The sequence below is a fragment of the Streptomyces sp. NRRL F-2664 genome (genome assembly GCF_000719345.1).
Taxonomy (GTDB): domain Bacteria; phylum Actinomycetota; class Actinomycetes; order Streptomycetales; family Streptomycetaceae; genus Streptomyces.
Genome location: NZ_JOFX01000007.1, coordinates 189,246 through 211,074 on the forward strand (window position 1 = coordinate 189,246; position 21,829 = coordinate 211,074).

Annotated in this window: 19 protein-coding genes; 8 read left to right on the forward strand and 11 right to left on the reverse strand. The window is 72.5% G+C overall.

Annotated elements, in window-relative coordinates; all coding sequences use genetic code 11:
- Positions 1 to 18 precede the first annotated feature (18 nt).
- Complete coding sequence (locus IF89_RS0110660) at positions 19 to 1,068, forward strand: daunorubicin resistance protein DrrA family ABC transporter ATP-binding protein (RefSeq protein WP_030764575.1); 1,050 nt, start codon at positions 19 to 21, stop codon at positions 1,066 to 1,068.
- On the forward strand, positions 1,065 to 1,922 hold the full coding sequence (locus IF89_RS0110665) for an ABC transporter permease (RefSeq protein WP_030764576.1): 858 nt from the start codon (positions 1,065 to 1,067) through the stop codon (positions 1,920 to 1,922). The genes IF89_RS0110660 and IF89_RS0110665 overlap by 4 nt, the downstream gene beginning before the upstream one ends.
- A gap of 105 nt (positions 1,923 to 2,027) precedes the next feature.
- On the opposite strand, the gene greA is transcribed toward IF89_RS0110665, so the two are convergent.
- Entirely contained in the window at positions 2,028 to 2,525 is a 498-nt protein-coding gene (gene greA, locus IF89_RS0110670; protein ID WP_030764578.1) for a transcription elongation factor GreA, read from the reverse strand.
- A 185-nt stretch (positions 2,526 to 2,710) separates the two neighbouring features.
- Entirely contained in the window at positions 2,711 to 3,124 is a 414-nt protein-coding gene (locus tag IF89_RS0110675; protein ID WP_030764581.1) for a DUF4307 domain-containing protein, read from the reverse strand.
- A gap of 116 nt (positions 3,125 to 3,240) precedes the next feature.
- On the opposite strand from IF89_RS0110675, the gene mca reads away from it, so the two are divergent.
- The gene (gene mca, locus IF89_RS0110680) at positions 3,241 to 4,122 is read left to right on the forward strand and encodes a mycothiol conjugate amidase Mca (RefSeq protein WP_043193606.1); all 882 of its coding nucleotides are present in this window, start codon (positions 3,241 to 3,243) and stop codon (positions 4,120 to 4,122) included.
- A gap of 2 nt (positions 4,123 to 4,124) precedes the next feature.
- Entirely contained in the window at positions 4,125 to 4,343 is a 219-nt protein-coding gene (locus tag IF89_RS0110685) for a hypothetical protein (protein WP_030764585.1), read from the forward strand.
- Between the two features lie 206 nt (positions 4,344 to 4,549).
- Here IF89_RS0110685 and IF89_RS0110690 read toward each other — a convergent pair whose 3' ends face one another.
- Positions 4,550 to 7,816 (reverse strand): tetratricopeptide repeat protein, encoded by a 3,267-nt coding sequence (locus IF89_RS0110690; RefSeq protein ID WP_199820486.1) that lies wholly within the window; start codon positions 7,814 to 7,816, stop codon positions 4,550 to 4,552.
- A 278-nt stretch (positions 7,817 to 8,094) separates the two neighbouring features.
- Here IF89_RS0110690 and IF89_RS0110695 point away from each other — a divergent pair, with 278 nt between their 5' ends.
- The gene (locus tag IF89_RS0110695) at positions 8,095 to 10,158 is read left to right on the forward strand and encodes a thioredoxin domain-containing protein (RefSeq protein ID WP_030764591.1); all 2,064 of its coding nucleotides are present in this window, start codon (positions 8,095 to 8,097) and stop codon (positions 10,156 to 10,158) included.
- 81 nt (positions 10,159 to 10,239) lie between these two features.
- On the opposite strand, the gene trhA is transcribed toward IF89_RS0110695, so the two are convergent.
- Entirely contained in the window at positions 10,240 to 10,995 is a 756-nt protein-coding gene (gene trhA / locus IF89_RS0110700) for a PAQR family membrane homeostasis protein TrhA (protein WP_267882092.1), read from the reverse strand.
- 220 nt (positions 10,996 to 11,215) lie between these two features.
- On the opposite strand from trhA, the gene IF89_RS0110705 reads away from it, so the two are divergent.
- Positions 11,216 to 13,039: a phosphoenolpyruvate carboxykinase (GTP) gene (locus IF89_RS0110705; RefSeq protein WP_030764596.1), complete on the forward strand. Its 1,824-nt coding sequence runs from the start codon at positions 11,216 to 11,218 to the stop codon at positions 13,037 to 13,039.
- A 151-nt stretch (positions 13,040 to 13,190) separates the two neighbouring features.
- On the opposite strand, the gene IF89_RS0110710 is transcribed toward IF89_RS0110705, so the two are convergent.
- The 4 genes from IF89_RS0110710 to IF89_RS0110725 are packed head-to-tail and all read right to left on the reverse strand — an operon-like array spanning position 13,191 to position 17,684.
- Complete coding sequence (locus IF89_RS0110710; RefSeq protein WP_030764599.1) at positions 13,191 to 13,805, reverse strand: hypothetical protein; 615 nt, start codon at positions 13,803 to 13,805, stop codon at positions 13,191 to 13,193.
- Positions 13,792 to 15,408 carry a substrate-binding and vWA domain-containing protein gene (locus IF89_RS0110715; protein WP_043193608.1) on the reverse strand — a complete coding sequence of 539 codons (1,617 nt, stop codon included), beginning with the start codon at positions 15,406 to 15,408 and terminating at the stop codon, positions 13,792 to 13,794. The genes IF89_RS0110710 and IF89_RS0110715 overlap by 14 nt, the downstream gene beginning before the upstream one ends.
- A complete protein-coding gene (locus IF89_RS0110720) occupies positions 15,405 to 16,592 on the reverse strand; it encodes a toxic anion resistance protein (protein ID WP_030764605.1) in 1,188 nt (395 codons plus the stop codon). The genes IF89_RS0110715 and IF89_RS0110720 overlap by 4 nt, the downstream gene beginning before the upstream one ends.
- Before the next feature lie 15 nt (positions 16,593 to 16,607).
- The gene (locus tag IF89_RS0110725) at positions 16,608 to 17,684 is read right to left on the reverse strand and encodes a substrate-binding domain-containing protein (RefSeq protein WP_030764606.1); all 1,077 of its coding nucleotides are present in this window, start codon (positions 17,682 to 17,684) and stop codon (positions 16,608 to 16,610) included.
- Positions 17,685 to 17,828: 144 nt separating this feature from the next.
- Here IF89_RS0110725 and IF89_RS0110730 point away from each other — a divergent pair, with 144 nt between their 5' ends.
- On the forward strand, positions 17,829 to 18,275 hold the full coding sequence (locus tag IF89_RS0110730) for a hypothetical protein (protein ID WP_158717837.1): 447 nt from the start codon (positions 17,829 to 17,831) through the stop codon (positions 18,273 to 18,275).
- An 87-nt stretch (positions 18,276 to 18,362) separates the two neighbouring features.
- On the opposite strand, the gene IF89_RS0110735 is transcribed toward IF89_RS0110730, so the two are convergent.
- The 3 genes from IF89_RS0110735 to IF89_RS0110745 all read right to left on the reverse strand — a co-directional run bounded on the left by IF89_RS0110735 (position 18,363) and on the right by IF89_RS0110745 (position 20,974).
- Positions 18,363 to 19,013, reverse strand: a complete 651-nt coding sequence (locus IF89_RS0110735) for an RDD family protein (RefSeq protein ID WP_030764610.1) — start codon at positions 19,011 to 19,013, stop codon at positions 18,363 to 18,365.
- Positions 19,014 to 19,242: 229 nt separating this feature from the next.
- Positions 19,243 to 19,653 (reverse strand): hypothetical protein, encoded by a 411-nt coding sequence (locus tag IF89_RS0110740; protein WP_030764613.1) that lies wholly within the window; start codon positions 19,651 to 19,653, stop codon positions 19,243 to 19,245.
- Positions 19,654 to 19,762: 109 nt separating this feature from the next.
- Positions 19,763 to 20,974: a pyridoxal phosphate-dependent aminotransferase gene (locus IF89_RS0110745; protein WP_030764616.1), complete on the reverse strand. Its 1,212-nt coding sequence runs from the start codon at positions 20,972 to 20,974 to the stop codon at positions 19,763 to 19,765.
- A 442-nt stretch (positions 20,975 to 21,416) separates the two neighbouring features.
- Between IF89_RS0110745 and IF89_RS0110750 the strand changes: the two genes are divergently transcribed.
- Positions 21,417 to 21,650, forward strand: a complete 234-nt coding sequence (locus IF89_RS0110750; protein WP_030764619.1) for a hypothetical protein — start codon at positions 21,417 to 21,419, stop codon at positions 21,648 to 21,650.
- The last annotated feature ends 179 nt before the right edge of the window (positions 21,651 to 21,829 follow it).

The following is a 21,829-nucleotide window of genomic DNA, read 5'->3' on the forward strand; positions in this document are numbered from 1 at the left end:
CACACTGGGAGAATCCCTATGCCAGGTGCTATATACGCCGAGGGTCTGGTCAAGGCCTTCGGCGACGTACGGGCTCTGGACGGCGTCGACCTCGACGTCCCGCAGGGCACCGTCCTGGGCCTGCTGGGCCCGAACGGAGCGGGCAAGACCACGACCGTACGCGTCCTGACCACCCTCCTGCGCCCCGACAGCGGCAGGGCCGTCGTCGCCGGCATCGACGTGCTCAAACACCCCAACGAGGTCCGGCGCGCCATCGGCCTCTCGGGCCAGTTCGCGGCCGTCGACGAATACCTCACCGGCCGCGAGAACCTCCAGATGGTCGGCCAGCTGTACCAGATGCGGGCCAAGGCGGCGAAGGCGCGGGCCGCCGAGCTCCTCGACCGCTTCAACCTCGCCGACGCCGCCGACCGGCCCGCCAAGACGTACTCCGGCGGTATGCGCCGGCGCCTCGACCTCGCCGCCGCGCTCGTCGTCAGCCCGCCCGTCATGTTCATGGACGAGCCCACCACGGGACTCGACCCCCGCAACCGCCAGCAGCTGTGGGGCATCATCCAGGAACTGGTGGCCGGCGGCACCACCCTGCTGCTGACCACCCAGTACCTGGAGGAGGCCGACCACCTCGCGGACGACATCTGCGTCGTCGACCACGGCAAGGTCATCGCCCGCGGCACCTCCGACCAGCTCAAGGCGCGCACCGGCGGCGAGCGCGTCGAGGTCGTCGTCCACGAACGCGACCACATCGCCACCGCCCGCGAGGTCCTCGCCGGCTTCGGCAAGGGCGGGACGACGGTCGAGGAGCACACCCGCAAGCTGACCGTGCCGGTGTCCGGCGGGGCCAAGCTGCTCGCCGAGGTCATCCGGGAACTGGACGGCCGGGGCATCGAGATCGACGACATCGGCCTGCGCCGCCCCACCCTCGACGACGTGTTCATCTCCCTGACCGGCCACGCGGCGGAAGGGGCGGCCGACGACGGCAACGGCGCGGGCGACGGCGACGGCCGCAGCGGGGGAGAGACCGGTGCCGGGGCCGGGGGCCGCAGGGCGGCCCGGAAGGAGGCGGCGAAGTGACCACCACCTCCCCGCGCCCGGACCTCGCGGCACCGAGCCCGCGCGGCGGGCTCGCCCAAGGCATCGGCGACTCCCTGGTGATCGCCAGGCGGAACCTGATCCGGATGTCCCGGATCCCGGAGATGATCATCTTCGGCGTGATCCAGCCGGTCATGTTCGTCGTGCTGTTCAGCTACGTCTTCGGCGGCTCGATCAGCGTCGGCGGCAGCACCTCGCCCGCCGCCTACCGCGAGTTCCTGATGGCCGGCATCTTCGCCCAGACCGTCACCTTCGCCACCGCCGGCGCCGGTGCGGGCATCGCCGACGACATGCACAAGGGCCTGATCGACCGCTTCCGCTCCCTGCCCATGGCCCGCGGAGCGGTCCTCACCGGCCGCACCCTCGCCGACCTGGTGCAGACGTCGCTCACCCTCGTGGTCCTGGCCGTCGTGGCCCTGCTCGTCGGCTGGCGCACCCACACCAGCGCCGGCGAGGTGCTCGCCGGCTTCGGCCTGCTGCTCCTGCTCGGCTACGCCTTCTCCTGGATCGGCGCACTCATCGGCCTGTCGGTGCGCACGCCCGAGGCGGCCACCTCCGGCGGGCTGATCTGGCTCTTCCCGCTGACCTTCATCTCGAACGCCTTCGTCCCCTCCGAGAACATGCCGCCGTTCCTGCGGACCATCGCGGAGTGGAACCCCTTCAGCGCCACCGTGCAGGCCTGCCGCGAGCTCTTCGGGAACCTGCCCCCGGGCTATCCGGTCCCGGACGCCTGGCCCATGCAGCACCCGGTCGCGGCGTCCGTCCTCTGGTCGGTGCTGATCATCGTGGTCTTCCGGTCCCTCTCGGTCCGCAAGTACCGGTCGGCGACCGCGTAGGCCGGCCCGCACATGCGTGATGCCCGGCCGGAGAACCGGCCGGGCATCATGTGCGGATCCGGGACGCGCGAGCGCGAACGGGCGACCCGCCGGGATCGAGAGTGATCAGCCGGTGAAGGGCTTGACGTCCAGGATCTTCACCGAGGCCTTCTTGCCGTTCGGCAGCTCGTACTCGGCGTCCTCGCCGATCGACTTGCCCATGACGCCCGTGCCCAGCGGCGACTGCGGGGAGTACGTCTCGAAGTCGCCGGACGCGTACTCGCGCGACGCCAGCAGGAACTCCATCGTGTCGTCCTCGTCGCCGTCGAAGGCGATCCTCACGAGGGTGCCCGGCGCCACTACGCCGTCGGACGCCGGCGCGGTCCCGACCTTGGCGTTCTCCAGGAGCTGCGTGAGCTGGCGGACCCGGAGCTCCTGCTTGCCCTGCTCCTCCTTGGCCGCGTGGTACCCGCCGTTCTCGCGCAGGTCGCCCTCCTCGCGGGCGGCTGCGATCTTCGCGGCGATCTCCGTGCGGGCGGGACCAGAGAGGTAGTCCAGCTCCGCCTTCAGCTGGTCGTACGCCGCCTGGGTCAGCCAGGTGACGCTCTCGCTCGTCTGGGTCACGGGTGCTCCTCGTCGGTACAGGGGACTACACGCCCGCCAGCGGCGGGCGAAACCACGAGCCTAACAATTCGGGAAGAAAAGGGGGAGGACCCCAGAGGGCCATTGCCCCGCGGACCGCACTCCCAAGCCCCTGCCGGGGGAGGAGGCGGAGGGCGTGCCCGGGGGTGTCCGCGGGCCGTCGCGCGTCAGCCGGCGGAGGCGGCGGGCTGGCAGCCGACCAGCTCGATCATGGTGGCGCGGCCGGTGGTCCTCAGCGAGACGACCTCGTCCACCCGTGACGACGGCTGCGCGAAGACGAAGTCGCCGCGGCCGACCTCGGCATGCTCCTCGTCCTGCGACACCATGGTGCAGACACCGGTGACCGAGGCGTCCTTGCGGACCTCCAGGTGCACCTTCACCTCGGTGTCGGACATCACCTGGAACTTGATCACTTCGGCGCTCACGCTCCGTCCGGCGATGTAGTCCCAGCCGATCCAGCCGATCACGCCCAGCAGCACGGCGCCCAGAGCCGCTCCGATGATCTTGAGCTTCCGGTCCGTACGCTCGTCCGCCGACCGGCCGTAACGGCCCTCGGGCAGTCCCTCGCGCACCGCGCTCATGATCATTTCCTCTCGCTGGGGAGGCTGGGGCCACCGGGTCGCCCCTGGAATTTTCCGTCCCCCAGTTCGGTCACTATAGAAGCCGAGTGTCGCGCCGAATCGCAGAGGATCCTGTTTTGACCGAGCAGCTTCGACTGATGGCCGTCCACGCCCACCCCGACGACGAGTCGAGCAAGGGCGCGGCCACGATGGCCAAGTACGTGTCCGAGGGGGTCCCCGTGATGGTCGTCACCTGCACGGGCGGCGAGCGGGGCTCCGTACTGAACCCCAAGCTCCAGGGCGACAAGTACATCGAGGAGAACATCCACGAGGTCCGCGCCAAGGAGATGGAGGAAGCCCGCCAGATCCTGGGCGTCGAGCAGGAGTGGCTCGGCTACGTCGACTCCGGCCTCCCCGAGGGCGACCCGCTGCCCCCGCTCCCCGAAGGCTGCTTCGCCCTCGCGGACGTCGACGAGGCCGCCGGCGAGCTCGTCAAGAAGATCCGCGCCTTCAAGCCGCAGGTCGTCACCACGTACGACGAGAACGGCGGCTACCCGCACCCCGACCACATCATGACCCACAAGATCTCCATGGTCGCCTTCGACGGAGCGGCCGACACCGAGAAGTACCCCGAGGCCGAGTACGGCCCCGCCCACCAGCCGCAGAAGCTGTACTACAACCAGGGCTTCAACAAGCCGCGCACCATCGCCCTGCACGAGGCGATGCTCGCGCGCGGCCTGGAGTCCCCCTACGGGGAGTGGCTGGAGCGGTGGAAGGAGTTCGAGCGCAAGGAGCGGACCCTGACCACCCACATCCCCTGCGCCGACTTCTTCGAGATCCGTGACAAGGCGCTCATCGCGCACGCCACGCAGATCGACCCCGACGGGGGCTGGTTCCGCGTCCCCATGGAGGTCCAGAAGGAGGTCTGGCCCACCGAGGAGTACGAGCTCGCGAAGTCGCTCGTGGATACTTCCCTCCCCGAGTCCGACCTCTTCGCGGGCATCCGGGAGAATGCCTAGCCATGAGCGCTACCCAGGCAGCACTGACCCAGCTCCTCCCCCTGGCGGGTGACACCTTCGACAAGGACAAGGTGACCCCCGGAATCCTGGGCTTCCTCGTGTTCGCGGCCCTCGCACTCGGCGTGTGGGCCCTGATGAAGTCCATGAACCGCCACATGGGCCGCGTCGAATTCGAGGAAGCCCCGGAACCCCCGGCCCCCGCCCCGAAGCCGACGAACTAGCCACCGACCCGTACGGCGCCCCGCCCCGGCGGGGCCGCCGGACCGCGCGCGGGCGCGCGGGCCCGAGGCCGCCATGCCGCGGCGACCGCACCGCGGCCGCCGGGCCGGCCGACCGCACCCGCGGCCGCCGGGCGGAGGCCGCCTGCGGCCGCCGGGCCGGGCCACCGACGCCACCCGGGGCCGGGGCCGCCGGGCGGCCGGCCGGGTCAGGGGCGCGGAACGCCCATGATCTCCCGGGAGTGCAGGTTCGGGACCAGGCCCAGGCGCCACGCCTGCCAGCCCTCGGCCGGGTCCACACCCCGGCCCAGGACCACCCCGTAGGTCTCCAGGCACTCCTCCAGCCGCCCGTCACGCGCCGGGTGCGGCGCCGCCACGAGCCGCGCCAGCTCCGCCCGCGCCTCCTCCGGCACCCCCGCACCCACGTACGGCAGCAGCGTGCACCGCAGGAACCGCGCCCAGTCCTCCCCGCGCCGGTCCCCGTACGAGATGAACAGCCGCACGGCCTCCTCGCACAGCCCCAGCGCCTGCGACAGCCGCCCGTTCCCCGCGTCGACCACCGCCAGCTCCACACACGTCCACGCCTCGCCGTGCGCCAGCCCGATCCGCTGGAAATCCGCCCGCGCGTCCACCAGCAGCTGCCGCGCGAACCCCGAATTGCGCAGGTTCCCCGTCTGCGCCGCCCGCTGGTCCCGCGTCACCCGGCCCGACTGGTGCCGGGCGTGCGCCAGTCCGTACACGTCCCGCATCCGCGAGAACATCGTCCGGGCCCGCTCCAGCTCCCGCACCGCCCGGTCCCGCTCCCCACCCACCTCCAGCGCCTGTCCCAGGTAGTACTGCGTCCACGCCTCGCCGCGCGCGTCCTCCGCCTCCCGGTGCCGGGCCAGGGCCTCCCGCAGCCGCTCCACCGCCGGCCCCGGGTCCCCGTCCACCACCCGCGCACGGCCCAGCTGCGTCAGCGCCCACGCCTCACCACGGTCGTCCCGGGTCCGCCCGTACAACTGCAGTGCCAGCTCCAGCTTCCTCTCCGCCCGCTCCACCTCACCGAACCGCAGGTGGACCTGACCCAGCTGGAAGTGCGCCCACGCCTCCCCGTGCACGCTCTCGCTCTCCCGGTGCAGCGCCAGCGACTCCTCCAGCAGCCGCGTCGCCTCCGCCAGGTGCGCCAGGTCCCGCTCCACCGCCGCCAGCGCGTGCAGGCCCCACGCCCGGTCACCGGCCAGCTCCGCCGGCTCCTGCAGCACCAGCGCCTCCCGGATCCGCACCGCCGCCTCCGGCAGGTTCCCCTGGTGGTGCAGGGTGATCCCGAGCGAGACCAGCGCCATCGCCGCCCCCGCCTCCTGATGGGCCTCCATGTACTGGTCCACCACCGACGTCAGCGTCGTCCGGGCCTTGTCCAGCTCCCCCAGCTGCCGCGCCGCGATACCCGTACGCCACTGCACCGACCGCACCAGCCGGCCCTGCGGCCCCGCCCGGTCCGGCCGGCCCTCCGCCGCCACCGCCCGCGTCAGCTCGTCGATCTCCCCTAGCCGGTACAGGTCGCCGCGCAGCAGGCAGAAATCGCACAACGCCCCCAGCAGGTCCAGCACCGCCTGCTGGTCCACCCCCTCCGACTGCCGCAGCGCCGCCGTGATGACACTCGACTCGTCGTCCAGCCACCGCAGCGCCGCATCGAGCGAGACGAAGCCGTGCCCCCCGAAGTGGTTCGCCCGCGTCGACATCTTCCCGTCGACCATCCGGATCACCGAGTCCGCCAGCTGCGCGTAGTCGCGGATCAACCGCTCGTGCGCCGCCACCGCCTCCGCCCGGTCCTCGTCCGACGCCGGCCGCGCCGCCGCGTACGCCCGTACCGCGTCATGCATCCGGAACCGCTGCCCCCGGACCCGCTCGATCAGACCGGCCTCCCACAACTCCTCCAGCGTCCCCAGCGCCGCCTGCTCCGGTACGCCGGCCAGCGCGGCCGCCGCCGCACCGCCCAGCGACGCCCGACCCGCCAGCGGCAGCCGCCGCAGCAGCAGCCGCGCCGGCTCGGCCAGCCGGGCATCGGCGGCCCGCAGCGCTGCCTCCACCGGATGCAGCCCGGCCGCCCCCGCCGCGGGAACGACCCCGCCGTCACGCACCAGCGGAGCCAGCATCCGCAACGCCAGCGGCAGCCCACCGCCCAGCTCCACCACCGCCGCCACCCCGGCAGCGCCCCCCACGGCTCCCGTGCCCGCGGCTGCCTCCGGCGCCAGCGCCCGCACCAGCTCCGCCGCCCCGTCCGCGTCCAGCCGCTCCACCGGCAGCTGATGCACCCACGCCGCCAGGTCCCCCGGCAGCTCCAACGGCTCCCGCGCCGTCACCAGTACCAGGCTCTCCGAGCGCTCCGGCACCAGCATCCGCACCTGCTCCGCATCCGCCGCGTCGTCGAGGAGCACCGTCACCGGCAACCCCCGCAGGTGCTGGTGGTACAGCTCGCCCAGCCGCCGCACCTGCTGCTCCGCCGACGCCCCCTCCCGGAACAGCAACTGCTCGCGCGGCGCACCCAGCCGGTTCATCAGGTGCAGCAGCGCCTCCCGCGTCGACAGCGGCGCCTCCCCGGGCCCGCCGCCGGGCGCACCACCCCGCATGTCCACCACACACGCACCCCGGAACTGGTCCCGCAGCGCGTGCGCCGCCCGCAGCGCCAGCGCCGTCCGACCCACCCCCGGCTCCCCGTACAGCACCACGACCACCGGCCGGGTCTGCGTACTCGCCCGCGCCGCCTGCACCCACTGCGCGATCCGCGTCAACTCCGCCCGCCGGCCCGCGAACCGCCCCGCCACGTCCGGCAACTGCCCGAAGGACTGCTCCAGCGCACTGCGCCGCCTGGCCTCCGCGCTGCGGTCCACCCCGCGCAACCCCCCGGGCGCCCGCATCGACGACGCCGCCACCGGCCGCGGCAACCGCGCCGCCGCGGCCACCGCCCGCTGCTGCTCCAGGAACGGACGTATCCCGCGCACCTCCAGCGCCGACAGCCACTGCAGCCTCAACTGCTCCGCCCCACCGGGGCGGCCCAGCTCACCCGCCCGCCGATGCGCGGCGGGCACGTGCCGGGCCGTCACCCTCGCCACCGTCGCCACCGCGCCCGCGATCCCCACCACCGCGCCCGCCGTCAGCGCCGTGCCCGCGGCGACACCCAGCGACAGGTCCGCCCCGACGGCCGCCGCCGCGGCCACCGCCGTCACCAGCGCCGCCGTCGAGGTGTCCCCCCGCCGGAACGCCTCGCCCAGCGACTGCTCCCCGGCCGCCGCCTCGTCCAGCGCCCGTACGTACGTCTCGTACTCGGGTGCCGCACGCGCGGCCAGCGCGTCCAGGGCCTCCCGCCCGCGTGCCAGCAGAGCAGCCCCGTCCACGGCCCCGCCCGCGGCCTCCGCCGAGCCCGCCCCCCTCCGTACCGCCTCGTCCACAGCCCGCTCCAACAGGCGCTCGGCCTCACCGCGATGGCTGTCCCGCATCGGCATCCCCCTCGAAGAGCTCCGGCAACGTCCCCCAAGTGTCGTGCGGGACTGTGCCGCGCGCGAGGGAATCTGAGCTGGTTCAGAGGGAAGCGACCACCCCTGCCCCATCGCCCGGGCCCTCCCAACTCCCGTGCCGCCGTGCTCCGATGACCCGACGCCCCGCCCGCACCCCGCGCCCTGCGTCCCGTACCGGCACCGGGACCCGCGACGCCCGGACCCGCGACCTGGCCACCTTCCTACGGCGGTGATCCGGGCCCGTGCGGCAGGATGGAGACATGCCGAATCGCCTTGCGAACGAGACCTCGCCGTACCTGCTCCAGCACGCGGACAACCCCGTCGACTGGTGGCCGTGGTCGCCCGAGGCCTTCGCCGAGGCGCGCGAGCGCGGCGTGCCGGTGATGCTGAGCGTCGGGTACAGCAGCTGCCACTGGTGCCACGTCATGGCGCACGAGTCGTTCGAGGACGAGCTCGCCGCCGCCTACATGAACGAGCACTTCGTCAACATCAAGGTGGACCGGGAGGAGCGGCCCGACGTCGACGCCGTCTACATGGAGGCCGTGCAGGCCGCCACCGGGCAGGGCGGGTGGCCCATGACCGTCTTCCTCACCGCGGACGCCGAGCCCTTCTACTTCGGGACCTACTTCCCGCCCGAGCCCCGGCACGGCATGCCCTCCTTCCTGCAGGTACTCGAAGGCGTACGGACCGCCTGGACGGGCCGGCCCGACGAGGTCGCCGACGTCGCGCGGAAGATCACGCAGGACCTGGCCGGACGGCAGCTGGACTACGGGAGGGCCGGGACACCGGGGCCCGAGGAACTCGCTCAGGCACTGCTCCGGCTGACGCGGGAGTACGACGCCACACGCGGCGGATTCGGCGGAGCCCCAAAGTTCCCGCCGTCCATGGTGCTGGAGTTCCTGCTGCGCCACCACGCCCGCACCGGTGCGGAGGGGGCGCTGCAGATGGCCGCCGACACCTGTGAGGCGATGGCCCGGGGCGGGATCTACGACCAGCTCGGCGGCGGGTTCGCGCGGTACTCCGTGGACCGCGAGTGGGTGGTCCCGCACTTCGAGAAGATGCTCTACGACAACGCCCTGCTCTGCCGGGTCTACGCCCACCTGTGGCGGTCCACCGGTTCTGAGTCGGCGCGGCGGGTGGCGCTGGAGACCGCCGACTTCATGGTCCGGGAGCTGCGGACCGCCGAGGGCGGCTTCGCCTCCGCGCTCGACGCCGACAGCGAGGACGCGGTGACCGGCGGGCACGTGGAGGGCGCGTACTACGCCTGGACGCCCGCCCAGCTGCGCGAAGTGCTGGGGGAGGAGGACGGGGCGCTCGCCGCCGGGTACTTCGGGGTGACCGAGGAAGGCACCTTCGAGCACGGCAGGTCGGTGCTCCAGCTGCCGCAGGACGGGCCCGCGGTGGACGCCGAGCGGATCGCCGGGATCAGGGCGCGGCTGCTGGCCGCGCGGTCGCAGCGGCCGGCGCCCGGGCGGGACGACAAGGTCGTCGCCGCCTGGAACGGCCTGGCCATCGCCGCGCTGGCGGAGTGCGGGGCGTACTTCGAGCGGCCCGACCTGGTGGAGCGGGCCACCGAGGCGGCCGACCTGCTGGTGCGGGTGCACTTCGACGCGGCCGCCGGCCGGGCCCGGCTGGCGCGGACCAGCAAGGACGGCCGGGTGGGCGCCAACGCCGGGGTGCTGGAGGACTACGGCGACGTCGCCGAGGGCTTCCTGACCCTGGCGGCGGTGACCGGCGAAGGGGTCTGGCTGGAGTTCGCCGGGTTCCTCGTGGACCTGGTCCTGGACCGGTTCACCGCCGAGGACGGGTCGCTGTACGACACGGCGCACGACGCGGAGAAGCTGATCCGCCGGCCCCAGGACCCGACCGACACGGCGGCGCCGTCGGGGTGGACGGCCGCCGCGGGCGCGCTGCTGTCGTACGCCGCGCACACCGGGTCCGAGGCGCACCGTACGGCGGCGGAGCGGGCGCTGGCGGTGGTGCACGCGCTCGGTCCGCGCGTGCCGCGCTTCATCGGGCACGGGCTGTCGGTCGCCGAGGCGCTCCTGGACGGGCCGCGCGAGGTGGCGGTCGTCGGACACCCGGAGGATCCGGCGCGGGCGGCGCTGCACCGGGCGGCGCTGCTGGGGGCCGCTCCCGGTGCGGTGGTGGCGGTCGGCGAGCCGCAGACCGCGGAGGACGGCGAAGGGGAGTTCCCGCTGCTGGCCGGCCGTACGCTCGTGAACGGTCTGCCGGCGGCGTACGTGTGCCGGCACTTCGTCTGTGCGCGGCCCACGACGGACCCGGCCGAGCTGGCGGAGCAGGTGGGGGCGGCGCGTCCCTGACGGATGGACGGTGGCGCCCCGGCGGGTCGCCCCCGCCCGCCGGGCCGGGGCGACCCGCCGGGTGCCCGGCCCGCGGGCGGCTCAGTGCTGGTACGCGGCGAGCGAGATGCCGACGTAGTGGGCGACGAAGGCCGCGAGGGTCAGGGAGTGGAAGACCTCGTGGAAGCCGAAGAAGCGGGGGGAGGGGTTGGGCCGCTTCATGCCGTAGATGACGCCGCCGGCGCTGTAGAGGAGACCGCCGACGATCACCAGGACCAGGACGGCGATGCCGCCGGTGCGCAGGAAGTCGGGGAGGAAGAAGACGGCCGCCCACCCCATGGCGATGTAGCAGGGGGTGTACAGCCAGCGCGGGGCGCCGACCCAGAAGACGCGGAAGGCGATGCCGGCGGCGGCGGCGATCCACACCGCCCACAGCAGGGTCCGGCCGGTCGACGGCGGCAGCAGCAGCACGGTCAGCGGGGTGTAGGTGCCCGCGATGATCAGGAAGATGTTGGCGTGGTCGAGCCGCCGCAGGACGGCTTCGCCGCGCGGTCCCCAGGTGCCGCGGTGGTAGACCGCGCTCACGCCGAAGAGCAGGCAGGCGGTGAGGATGTAGATCCCGCAGGCGACGCGGGCGCGCGTCGAGTCGGTGAAGGCCATGAGGGCCAGGCCCGCGACGATCACGGCGGGGAACATCCCCAAATGCAGCCAGCCGCGCAGCAGCGGCTTGGCCTCGATGGCGGACTCGACGGCCTCTGCGGCCTCGATGACGGGGGAGGCCCCGGAGGCCGGTGCGGCAGCGGCCTCGGAGGCCGGGACGGCGGCGTCGGTGGCCGGGACGGCGGCGTCAGAAGTCATGCGCGCCATGCTACCTACGGGTCCGTAGGTTCCGGCTGATCGCCTTTACGGAAGATTGACGGACGTGGCAATGCTCACGTGAGAGGCCCTCTGGACATATGCGCACATCCACCGGATGATCAGATGAGTGCGGTCGACACCGGATGAGCGGAGCGCGAAGCGTCCGGGTCGCAGCCCCCACGGGGCCAACACCAAACAAACCCCTCAACAAGGAGCAATCGTGGCGCGCGAGAACGCGGCTCCCACCATCCCGACGACCCACCAGGAGCTGATCTCCTGGGTGGACGAGATCGCAGCCCTCACCCAGCCGGACCGCGTCGTCTGGTGCGACGGCTCCGAGGGCGAGTACGAGCGCCTGTGCGAGGAGCTCGTCGCCAAGGGAACGTTCAAGAAGCTCGACGAGACGAAGCGCCCGAACTCCTACTACGCCGCCTCCGACCCCTCCGACGTCGCGCGCGTCGAGGACCGCACCTTCATCTGCTCCGAGAAGGAGGAGGACGCGGGCCCGACCAACCACTGGAAGGCCCCCGCGGAGATGAAGGACATCTTCGCCGGCGAGAAGGGCATCTTCCGCGGCTCCATGAAGGGCCGGACGATGTACGTCGTCCCGTTCTGCATGGGCCCCCTCGGCTCCGAGCTCTCCGCGATCGGCGTCGAGATCACCGACTCCGCCTACGTCGCCGTCGCCATGCGCACCATGACCCGCATGGGCAAGCCCGTCCTCGACGAGCTCGGCACCGACGGGTTCTTCGTCAAGGCCGTCCACACCCTCGGTGCTCCGCTCGCCGAGGGCCAGACCGACGTGCCGTGGCCCTGCAACACCACCAAGTACATCTCGCACTTCCCCGAGACCCGCGAGATCTGGTCCTTCGGCTCCGGCTACGGCGGCAACGCCCTGCTCGGCAAGAAGTGCTACGCCCTGCGCATCGCGTCGGTCATGGCCCGCGACGAGGGCTGGCTCGCCGAGCACATGCTCATCCTCAAGCTCACCCCGCCGCAGGGCGAGTCGAAGTACATCGCCGCCGCGTTCCCGAGCGCCTGCGGCAAGACGAACCTGGCCATGCTGGAGCCCACGATCCCCGGCTGGACGGTCGAGACCGTCGGCGACGACATCGCCTGGATGCGCTTCGGCGAGGACGGCCGCCTGTACGCGATCAACCCCGAGGCCGGCTTCTTCGGCGTCGCACCCGGCACCGGCGAGCACACCAACGCCAACGCCATGAAGACGATGTACGCGAACACCGTCTTCACCAACGTCGCGCTCACCCCGGACGGCTCCGACGTCTGGTGGGAGGGCATGACCGAAGAGGCCCCCGCCCACCTCATCGACTGGAAGGGCAACGCCTGGACCCCGGAGTCCGGGACCCCGGCCGCCCACCCCAACGCCCGCTTCGCCGTCCCGGCCTCACAGTGCCCGACGATCGCCCCCGAGTGGGAGGACCCCAAGGGCGTCCCGATCTCCGCGATCCTCTTCGGCGGCCGCCGCGCCTCCGCCGTGCCGCTGGTCACCGAGTCCTTCGACTGGAACCACGGCGTCTTCATCGGCTCCAACATCGCCTCCGAGAAGACCGCCGCCGCCGAGGGCAAGGTCGGCGAGCTGCGCCGCGACCCCTTCGCCATGCTGCCGTTCTGCGGCTACAACATGGGCGACTACATGGCCCACTGGGTCAAGGTCGGCGCCTCCGCGGACGCCGCGAAGCTCCCGAAGATCTACTACGTCAACTGGTTCCGCAAGAACGACGCGGGCAAGTTCGTGTGGCCCGGCTTCGGCGAGAACAGCCGCGTCCTGAAGTGGATCGTCGGCCGCCTCGACGGCACCGCCGAAGGCGTCGAGACCCCCATCGGCATCCTGCCGACCAAGGACTCCCTCGACCTCGACGGCCTCGACCTGCCGGCCGAGGACCTCGACTTCCTCCTCACCGTCGACAAGGAGGTCTGGCGCGAGGAGGCCGCCCTGGTCCCCGAGCACCTCAACACCTACGGCGACCACACTCCCAAGGAGCTGTGGGAGCAGTACCACGCCCTCGTGGAGCGCCTGGGCTGAGCCGGGACACGCCCTGAAGAAGGGCACGCCCTCGCAGAAGGGCACGCCCTGAAGAAGGGCCGATGAACGTGGGAGCCCCCGACCAAGCGGCGTCCCACCGCTGTGGGAGCCCCCGACCAAGCGGCGCCCACCGCAGCACCGACCCGCCCGGTCAGGAGCGTCCGCGCTCCTCCAGGTAGGTCGTGTGCGTCTGCTGACGGCGGGCCTCCACCTCGTGGAGGCCCGCCGTTACGCGTCGCGCCTCCTCCCGCAGCAACCCCAGCTGCCGCTCCAGGTGCCGCTCCGGCGAGTCACCGCCCGGCGCCATCCGGCTCCACCACCGCGTCCGGTGGTAGGCGTCCACGCTCTCCGGCACGTCCTGCCGCACCCCCCGGGACACCGCGTGCACCGCCTCCGGATCGGTGACCAGCACATCGGCCACCCACCCCGGCTCCAGCAGCGCCCCGTACAGCTCCAGCAGCTGTGCGAGCGCCTCACCGGGACCCGCCGGCACCTCCACCTCGGCCACGTACTCCCGCAGCCGCCGGAAGTCCTCGCGCAGCACGCCCAGTTCCTCCCGCGGATCGAACGCCGGAGGCGCCGTCCGCTCCGGCGGCGCGAGCAGCGCACCCGCCCCGTACAGTCCGGCCACCACCACCGGCCAGTACGCCCCGGCCGCCCCGGCCAGGGTGAGGGCCAGGCCGGCCACGCCGCAGGCGCAGCCGGCCAGGTTCTTCTTCGACTCCAGGTACCTCAGCACCCCGGCCGCGCGCCTACTGGTAGCCACGGATCTCCTCGAAGGCCCCGGCCAGCGAACCGTTCCCGCCAGTGGCGTCGAAGAGCCGCCCCCCGGTCAGTTCGGTGATGTGGGTGAGCTCCTTGCGGTCCGAGTCGCCGAACAGCACGGCGAACACCGGCGTCCGCCGCTGCGCCTCGGGCAGCGCCGCGTAGAAGGAGTCGAAGTGCCCGGCCCCCACGCCCTCGGTGTTCTCGCCGTCCGTCATCAGCACGATCGAGGTGAAGGCGTCCGCGCCGCCCTTGCCCAGCTGCTGGTACGCCGCCTCCAGGCTGCCGTAGACCGCCGTACCCCCCTCCGGCTCCAGCGCCTGCACGTCCCGCCGGATCGCCTCCAGGGCCGGACCCGGATTGCCCGGCTCCACCACGTGCGTGTTCACCTCCTTCACCTTCGATCCGAACGGCAGCAGCGTGACCTCCTCGCGGTCCCGGAAGCGCCGCCCGGTCCCCGAACTGCCACTGCCCGTCAGATCGGTCAGCGCCGACCGCAGCCGGCCGATACGGTCCTCGTCGCCCATCGACCCTGAGGTGTCCAGCACGTACACCGTCCGCGACGGCCGGCGCAGCTCGTTCTCGTAACTGGCCAGCAGCCCGTCGGCCACCGACCGCGACCCCGGGAACGGCAGCTCGCGGCGCTTCTCCTGGTCCAGCCCGGCCGCCGGCGCCACCCCCGCCGCGACCGGGCGGCGCAGCGTCCGGTCGGTGATCGCCCGCTGCGCCTCGGCGCCCCGCAGGTAGTCCGTCAGCGCCCGCCCCGCGTCACGGGCCCCGGCCGGAGCCGACGTCAGCAGGGTCAGGGGATAGTGCGCCGTCACCACGCCGTCGCGCGGCCGGACCACTGTCAGCGGCTCCCCGCCGCCCTTCGCGTCACGGTTCATGGACAGCAGCACCGACTCGTAGTTCACCAGCGCGTCCACGTCCCCGCGCCTGCCGTACGCGGCCACCAGCCAGCCCGACGACCCCGACGTCAGCCTCTGCCCGGCGAAGAACTCCTTCAGCCGGGGCGCTGCCGCCCTCACGTCCGCGTCGCTCAGCGCCGCCTGCGCCCCCGACAGCCCCGACGCCACGGAGACCAGCGCGGAGAAACCGGAGTTGGACCGCACCGGGTCGGTCATCCCGTACGTCAGCCTCCCCGCGGTCACGGCCTCGTGCACCGCCGGCCAGGTGACCTCCCCGGGCTTCCAGCCGAGCCGGGCCATCGCCTGCGGCTTCACCCCCAGCGCGACCGGCGAGGACATCACCGGCGTCTCGCTGGACAGCTTCCCGGCGGCCTCGGGCCGCAGCCTCAGGTAGTCGTTGGAGGACAGCCAGATCGCGTCGTACTTGCCGTCGGCCTCCCCGGAGGCGACCTGGTCGGCGGCGTCCAACGTCCCCGACCAGGTGAGCTTCACCGTCACCCCGGTCGCCTTCCGGGCCTGTTCCAGCACCGGTTCCATGTCCGCGAGCTCGCTGGAGGCCAGCACCCGCAGCACGCCCTCCCGGTACGCCGTCTGCTCCGGCCCGGCCGTACCCCCTCCGGAGGTGCAGCCGCCCGCGCCCACGAGCGAGGCGAGGACCGCGGCGGCGATCCAGGCGCGGCCGGTGCGCCCCCTCACAGGGCACCGCCCTCGGCCGCGTCCGCGGTCCGGGTCCGCGCCAGGTACGCCGACGCGTTCTGCAGCTCACCGGCGAGGGACTCCACCGTCGCGGCCATGTTCTGCGTCGCCTGCACCTTGAACGTGTCGATCGCGTCCAGCGTCCGGTAGATCTGCGCGAAGGCCGTCCGCAGCGTCTCCGCGCCCACCGCCGGATCGGCCGCGATCCGCTGGATCTCGCCGCTCTGCGTCGACAGCATGTCCGCGTTGCCGCGGATCAGGTCCTCGGTGGTCCCCTTCAGGGCGCCCACCTGCTCCATCACCGTGCGCTGGCGGTCCAGGGCCGAGGCCAGCATCACCGCGATGCGCAGCGCCGAGACGGTGGTCGTCGCCGCCCGGTCCACGCCCTTGACCAGCTCGTCGTTGCTGCGCCGGACCACGTCCATCGCCAGGTAGCCCTGGGCGCAGACCGCCAGCTGCGTCAGCAGGTCCTGGTGCTTCTGGCGGACCGGGAAGAGCACGTCCGCGCGCAGCGCGTCCGCCGTCCGCGGATCGGTGCGCTCGGCCTCGGCGACCCGCTGCCCGACGGCGGCGTCCAGGGCCTCGGTGAGGACCGCGTACTCCTGGAGCCTGCCCATCGTCTCCCACAGCCGGGAGCGTTCGGTGTGCAGAGCCGCGTTGTCGCGGCGCAGCTCGTCCTGGCCGCTGCGCAGCGCACCCACGATCCTGTTCAAGGTGGCCTGCGAGGAGGCGTACTTCGCCACGTGGTCGCGGAACCTGTTGCCGCCGGGCAGCTTCGAGAGCAGCCTGCGGGCCCCCTTCGCGGGCGTGTCCCGCGGGTCGAGGTCCTCGACGGTGCGCCGCAGCTCGACCAGCGAGCCGGCCACACGCGCCTGGGCGTCGCCGCCTCCGTCGGAGCCGAGGGAGCGCACCGCCCGCTCCAGCATCCGGTTGGACTGCTGGGCGGAGCTGCGGATGTCGGCCGAGCCGAGCGCGGTGATCTCACCGATGCGCTGCGCGAACTCGGGGGAGCGGGCGTCGATCCCGGCGAGCGAGTCGACGTACTCCCCGGCCCGGCGGGCCATCTCCTCGCGCACGCCGTCCTGGAGGGGTACGAGGCCGGCGGCCCGGTCCCTGCGGACGGGCGCGACGGGCTCGGGAGCGCTGAGGACGAGCGGAGCGTCCTCGGGAGGTGTCAGTGTCATGGTGTGCGAGTCCCCCTAGCCCTTGGCGCGCTGCGCGAGCGCCATGAGGATCTTGACGGTGGGTGTGCCGACCTGCCGGATCCCGGTCAGTGCCGGGTTGAGGCGGTCGGCGTGCGGAGCGGTCGCGGCCGTGAACTCGGCCACCCCGTCCTGCGGCCGGAACCCCCGCAGCACGGCCAGCTCGCGCAGCTTCGGATCGGTGGCGAGGAGCGTGCCCAGCTCCCGCGCGTCCTCGCTGAGCGGGACGAAGGTGTGCGCCGTGTTGACGGTGGTGTCCGGGTAGAGCACCACCATCTCCCCGGGGTCCTGCTTCTGCAGCAGCAGCGAGGCCACCTGCGACTCGTAGACCAGGATCAGCGGTTCGCCGCTGCCGCTGATGAAGGCCCGGAAGGGGTCGTCGCTGCTCGTCTCCAGCGCGCCCTGGACGGAGATCAGCTTGCGCATCAGGGGTGCGGTGCGCTCGATGCCGGCGTCGTCGGAGACGACGGTGTTTGCGTTGGCGACGTTGGAGGCGGCGGCGAGGAAGAGCGCGCCGGAGTTGGAGGAGGCCGGGTCGGTGGTCTTGACGAACACCGTGCCGGTCAGCTCGGGATGGGCGGGGGCGCCGGGCAGCTGCTGCCAGGTGCGGTCCTCGGCGGCTGCCTTGAGGAAGGGGCCCATCAGCAGGGTGCCGGAGTTCTTCCCCGTCAGGGTGGCCAGGCCGCCCGCCGCCAGTACCCCCGCCGCGTTCGGGCGGGCGATCACGACGAGCGGGGAGTAGAAGGGCCTGGTCTCCTGGGCTCCCTTGAGTCCGACCGCCGCCGCGACCTCCTTGGCGGGTTCGCTGCTGCCGGGGAAGGCGAAGTCGAATTCCTTGAGGGCCATTTGGTCCATCGCCCAGGAGCCCGAGGTCTCCGTCTTGACGAGGTAGCCCTTGGCGGCAAGGGCTTTGACGACGTCCGGGTCGCGGAAGAACTCCGCCTTCTCGGATCCGATGACGCCACGCACGGTCTTCGTTGCCGTGGATTCTGGGTGATCCTGCCCCTGCAGTGCGACGTAGAGCACGCCACCGATCAGGAGGAGGCCCAGGACGATTCCTAGGATGCGTCTCACGGGTGCAGCGTGCTCACGGAAACCCACATTCCGCGCCGTCTTGAGTGAACGGCAGGTGTCCAGGCGGTCCCACTTCGAAATGCTGTGTGAGTTCGCGGGTGCTGGTGGGCGGGGCGGCCGCCCGGGAGGATCGGGGGCATGGGCGTGAGCGCGTTGAAGTGGCAGGGCTGGCTGGTCGGCCTGGTGGCGATCGCCGGTCTGCTGGTGTTCGCCCCGCTGGGCCTGTACGTGTGGGCGAGCGGCGGTGAACCGCAGGCGGAGCCGCCGCGGGCGGCGGTGGAGGACGTACGGGTCACCGGCTGCCGGGTGGACCCGGCCAGCCGGCGGGTGACGGCCGCGGTCGAGGCGACCGGGCGCGGCGAGGGCGTCGGCGCGTACGTGGTGACGGTGGAGTTCCGCGACCGGGCCGAGGCCGACCCGGGACGGCGCGCGGCGCAGGCGCTGGTGCGCATCCCGGGCGTGGCCCCGGCCGCGACCGAGTACGGGGAGGCCGTCGGGCCGGTGTGGCCGGTGGCGACGGTGCCCTGGTGCGGGGTCGCCGGCGCGGAGTTCACGCCGGCGGCCCCGACGCCCGGGGCCACGGCACCCTGACGGGCGGCGGACCCCGGCGGGTGGGGCTCGGGGGGCGGGTCAGGCCTGCCCGGCGGGCGAGGCGGGTGCCCGCTCAGGCGTGGGACGTCACCGCACCCTGACGACGACCGTGCTGCACACCTTGTCGGCGAAGGTCTGCTTCTTGGCGTCCCACAGGGGCCACAGCCAGCCGAGGTAGCAGGCCATGCTGTCCAGGGCGTGCGCCAGCTTGCGGACGAAGGCCATGCCGAAGCCGAGCGTGGAGCCGTCGGCCTCGCGGTGCAGGCTGATGCCGACGATCTTCTTGCCCTGGGTCTGGCCGGTGGTGCCCTCCTTGTGGAGCTGGAAGAGGCCCATGCCGATGGCGTACAGGAAGCCGACGAGGCTGAACACGCCGGCGATCGAGTCGCCCGCCTCGTTGCCGGCGAACGCCGCGCCGAGGCCGATCAGCGCGTACATCGGACCGGCGATGATCAGCAGGTCGAGCAGGTACGCGCCCACGCGCAGACCCCAGTGGGCCAGCGGCGGCATCCCGCCCGGCATCCCCGGCATGCCCTGCATGCCGGGGGGCGGGTACGCGCCGTAGTTCGCCGGCGGCGGAGTCTGCTGCGGGTAGCCGTACTGCGGGGCGGCGCCGGGCGCCGGCTGCTGCGGGTAGCCGTACTGCGGGGGGACGCCCTGCGGGGCCTGCTGGCCGTAGCCGGGCTGGCCCTGCGGGGGCTGCTGGCCGTAGGGGTTGTTCGGATCGCCGAAGCTCATTGGCGCATCTCTCCAGGGGCTCGATCGGGGACGAAGCGGAGTGGAGGAGATGGTCCCTATGAGCGGCCTCCCCCGTGCTGCCGCGATGTTTCAGCCAACATCGTGTTCGGAGCACGGGGATCTGTCCAATTCATGGCCCCGCGGTCGACGGCAGGACGGTACCGGAAGGGCCGACCGCATCGGCCATGGCACCCGGTCCGGAGCCTCCGCGGCCCCGGACCGGGGCCGTCTAGTGGACGCCGGCCAGGTCCGGGGACTCCAGTGCGGCGGCATGCGCGTCCATGCGCTCGGCGGCGAGGATCGCGACGGTGGTGTCGGCGCGGGACGCGGCGACGAGGAGTGCACGGGCGGCGAGGTCGTGCGCGCGGCGGTGCAGCGCGGCGTCGTCCCCCGCGTCGGCCCCGGACACCCGGCCGGCCTGCGGCGCCCGGGCGGGCTGGGCTCCGCGCAGCCGGGCGACCTGGGCGGCGATCGCGTCGGCGGCCTCGTCGAGCCCCAGTTCGTCGGTGACGGCGAGCAGGGCTGCGAGGTGGCCGGCGAGCTGGATGTCCAGTGCTTCGGCGCGGCTGCGGTGGGGGTAGTCGACCGTGGCGCCGCCCATGCGCTGGACGACCGGCTTCGTGCGGATCGGCTCGTACATGAGGAGGCCTCCTGCGTGGTCAGGAGACCATCCTACATTGGATTGGTTCTAAAGTTGAGCTGGATCCTGATGTTGGCCGGTGTGTGTGCCCGTGGCGCGATCGGTGCGCTCAGGCCTGGCTGTAGCCCTCCAGGAAGTTCCCGATCCGGGTCACCGCGTCCGCCAGGTCCTTGGCGTTGGGCAGGGTCACGATCCGGAAGTGGTCGGGCTCGGGCCAGTTGAAGCCCGTCCCGTGCACGACCATGATCTTCTCGGCCCGCAGCAGGTCCAGGACCATCTGCCGGTCGTCCTTGATCTTGTAAACGGTCGGGTCCAGCTTCGGGAAGGCGTACAGCGCGCCCTTCGGCTTCACGCACGTCACGCCCGGGATCTTCGTGAGCAGGTCGTACGCGACGTTGCGCTGCTCCAGGATCCGTCCGCCGGGCAGGACCAGGTCCTCGATGGACTGCCGGCCGCCGAGCGCGGTGGCCACCGCGTGCTGCGAGGGCATGTTCGCGCACAGGCGCATGTTGGCGAGGATCGTGAGGCCCTCGATGTAGTCGGTGGCGTGCTTCTTCGGCCCGCACACGGCCATCCAGCCGGCCCGGTAGCCCGCGACCCGGTAGTTCTTGGACAGGCCGTTGAAGGTCAGCGTCAGGACGTCCGGAGCGATCGCCGCCGTGTTGAAGTGCTTGGCGCCGTCGTAGAGGATCCGGTCGTAGATCTCGTCCGAGCAGACGACCAGGTTGTGGCGGCGCGCGATGTCCGTCAGGCCGCGCAGCATCTCCTCGTCGTACACCGCGCCGGTCGGGTTGTTCGGGTTGATGATCACGATCGCCTTGGTGCGGTCGGTCACCTTGCGCTCGATGTCGGCGAGGTCCGGCATCCAGTCGGCCTGCTCGTCGCAGCGGTAGTGCACGGCCGTGCCGCCGGCGAGGGAGACCGAGGCGGTCCACAGCGGGTAGTCCGGCGCCGGGACCAGCACCTCGTCGCCGTCGTCGAGCAGTGCCTGCATCGACATCGTGATCAGCTCGGAGACGCCGTTGCCGAGGTAGATGTCCTCGACGTCCAGGTCGATGCCCTTGGTCTGGTAGTGCTGCATGACCGCACGGCGCGCGGACAGCAGGCCCTTCGCGTCGCCGTATCCGTGGGCGGAGCCCAGGTTGCGGAGCATGTCCTCAAGGATCTCCGGCGGGCACTCGAAGCCGAAGGCCGCCGGGTTGCCCGTGTTGAGCTTGAGGATGCGATGACCTGCTGCTTCGAGCCGCATCGCCTCTTCGAGCACGGGGCCGCGGATCTCGTAGCAGACATTGGCGAGTTTCGTTGACTGGATCACCTGCATGACGGGAGCTTACGGGGCCGGGTGCGGGCTGGACCTGCCTTTTACCTGAGAGACGCGAGGGTCGATTTATCCCGATTGGCGCGATGGGCGGGTAGGCGCGCGCTCTTCCCTTGGAATCCGGGGCCGCAGCCGCGACCGGCCTGCGGAATGGGTGCGCCGAGCTGCGCGGAAAACCGGGTGTTGCCCTCGTCACCCCGGGCGGGTGCCCTGCGGTCGGGGGCGCGAGCGCCCGGGGATGGGGCGTGCGGGGGGCTGTGTCCGGGCTGAGTACCGAGACGGGTACGGGGTCGCGGCGCGGATCGGTTCACGTGGATCGACTCCGTGGGCTGAGTACCCGGGCTGAGTACGCGCACTCATGCGGCGGGCCGGGCCGCGGGGGAGGCTGGTGCCCTGAACCAGGGCGAGCGATGCCTGAACGGCGGCAACTAAGGGGCACGGGGCAGTGGACTTCGTAGTCGGTGACATGGCGATCACCACGGTCGGCACGGATGGGGACGACCGGGCGATCGAGTTCCTGGTCAGGCCGGAGGGGACCCTGGAGGAGGGGCACTTCGCGATCTTCCGTGAGCACGGCCAGGGCTGGGAGGCCGCCCGCCTGACCATCGACCCCGCGGCGGGCAGCGTCCCGGTGGCGGCGATCGAGTGGGCGGTCGAGTTCGCTCGCGAATACCTGTAGGGGAGCGGGAGCGGGGAGGGGTGGGGGTGGCTTCGGTGGGCGGGCTTCGATGAAGCGGTATCAGGGAGGGTCTGGGGGTTTCCCGTCAGTCCCATCGTCCTTCCGTGCCGGGTCGGTCCGTCAAGGGCGCTCCCTTCGGTCGCGTCGCTTCGCGATGGAGCTTCGCTCCACCCTTGACC

Coding starts and splice junctions, on each gene's coding strand:
- IF89_RS0110660 (WP_030764575.1), top strand. CDS start 19: ATGCCAGGTGCTATATACGCCGAGGGTCTGGTCAAGGCCTTCGGCGAC.
- IF89_RS0110675 (WP_030764581.1), bottom strand. CDS start 3,124: ATGAGCGCGGTGCGCGAGGGACTGCCCGAGGGCCGTTACGGCCGGTCG.
- IF89_RS0110685 (WP_030764585.1), top strand. CDS start 4,125: ATGAGCGCTACCCAGGCAGCACTGACCCAGCTCCTCCCCCTGGCGGGT.
- IF89_RS0110690 (WP_199820486.1), bottom strand. CDS start 7,816: ATGCGGGACAGCCATCGCGGTGAGGCCGAGCGCCTGTTGGAGCGGGCT.
- IF89_RS0110695 (WP_030764591.1), top strand. CDS start 8,095: ATGCCGAATCGCCTTGCGAACGAGACCTCGCCGTACCTGCTCCAGCAC.
- trhA (WP_267882092.1), bottom strand. CDS start 10,995: ATGACTTCTGACGCCGCCGTCCCGGCCACCGACGCCGCCGTCCCGGCC.
- IF89_RS0110720 (WP_030764605.1), bottom strand. CDS start 16,592: ATGACACTGACACCTCCCGAGGACGCTCCGCTCGTCCTCAGCGCTCCC.
- IF89_RS0110735 (WP_030764610.1), bottom strand. CDS start 19,013: ATGAGCTTCGGCGATCCGAACAACCCCTACGGCCAGCAGCCCCCGCAG.
- IF89_RS0110740 (WP_030764613.1), bottom strand. CDS start 19,653: ATGTACGAGCCGATCCGCACGAAGCCGGTCGTCCAGCGCATGGGCGGC.
- IF89_RS0110745 (WP_030764616.1), bottom strand. CDS start 20,974: ATGCAGGTGATCCAGTCAACGAAACTCGCCAATGTCTGCTACGAGATC.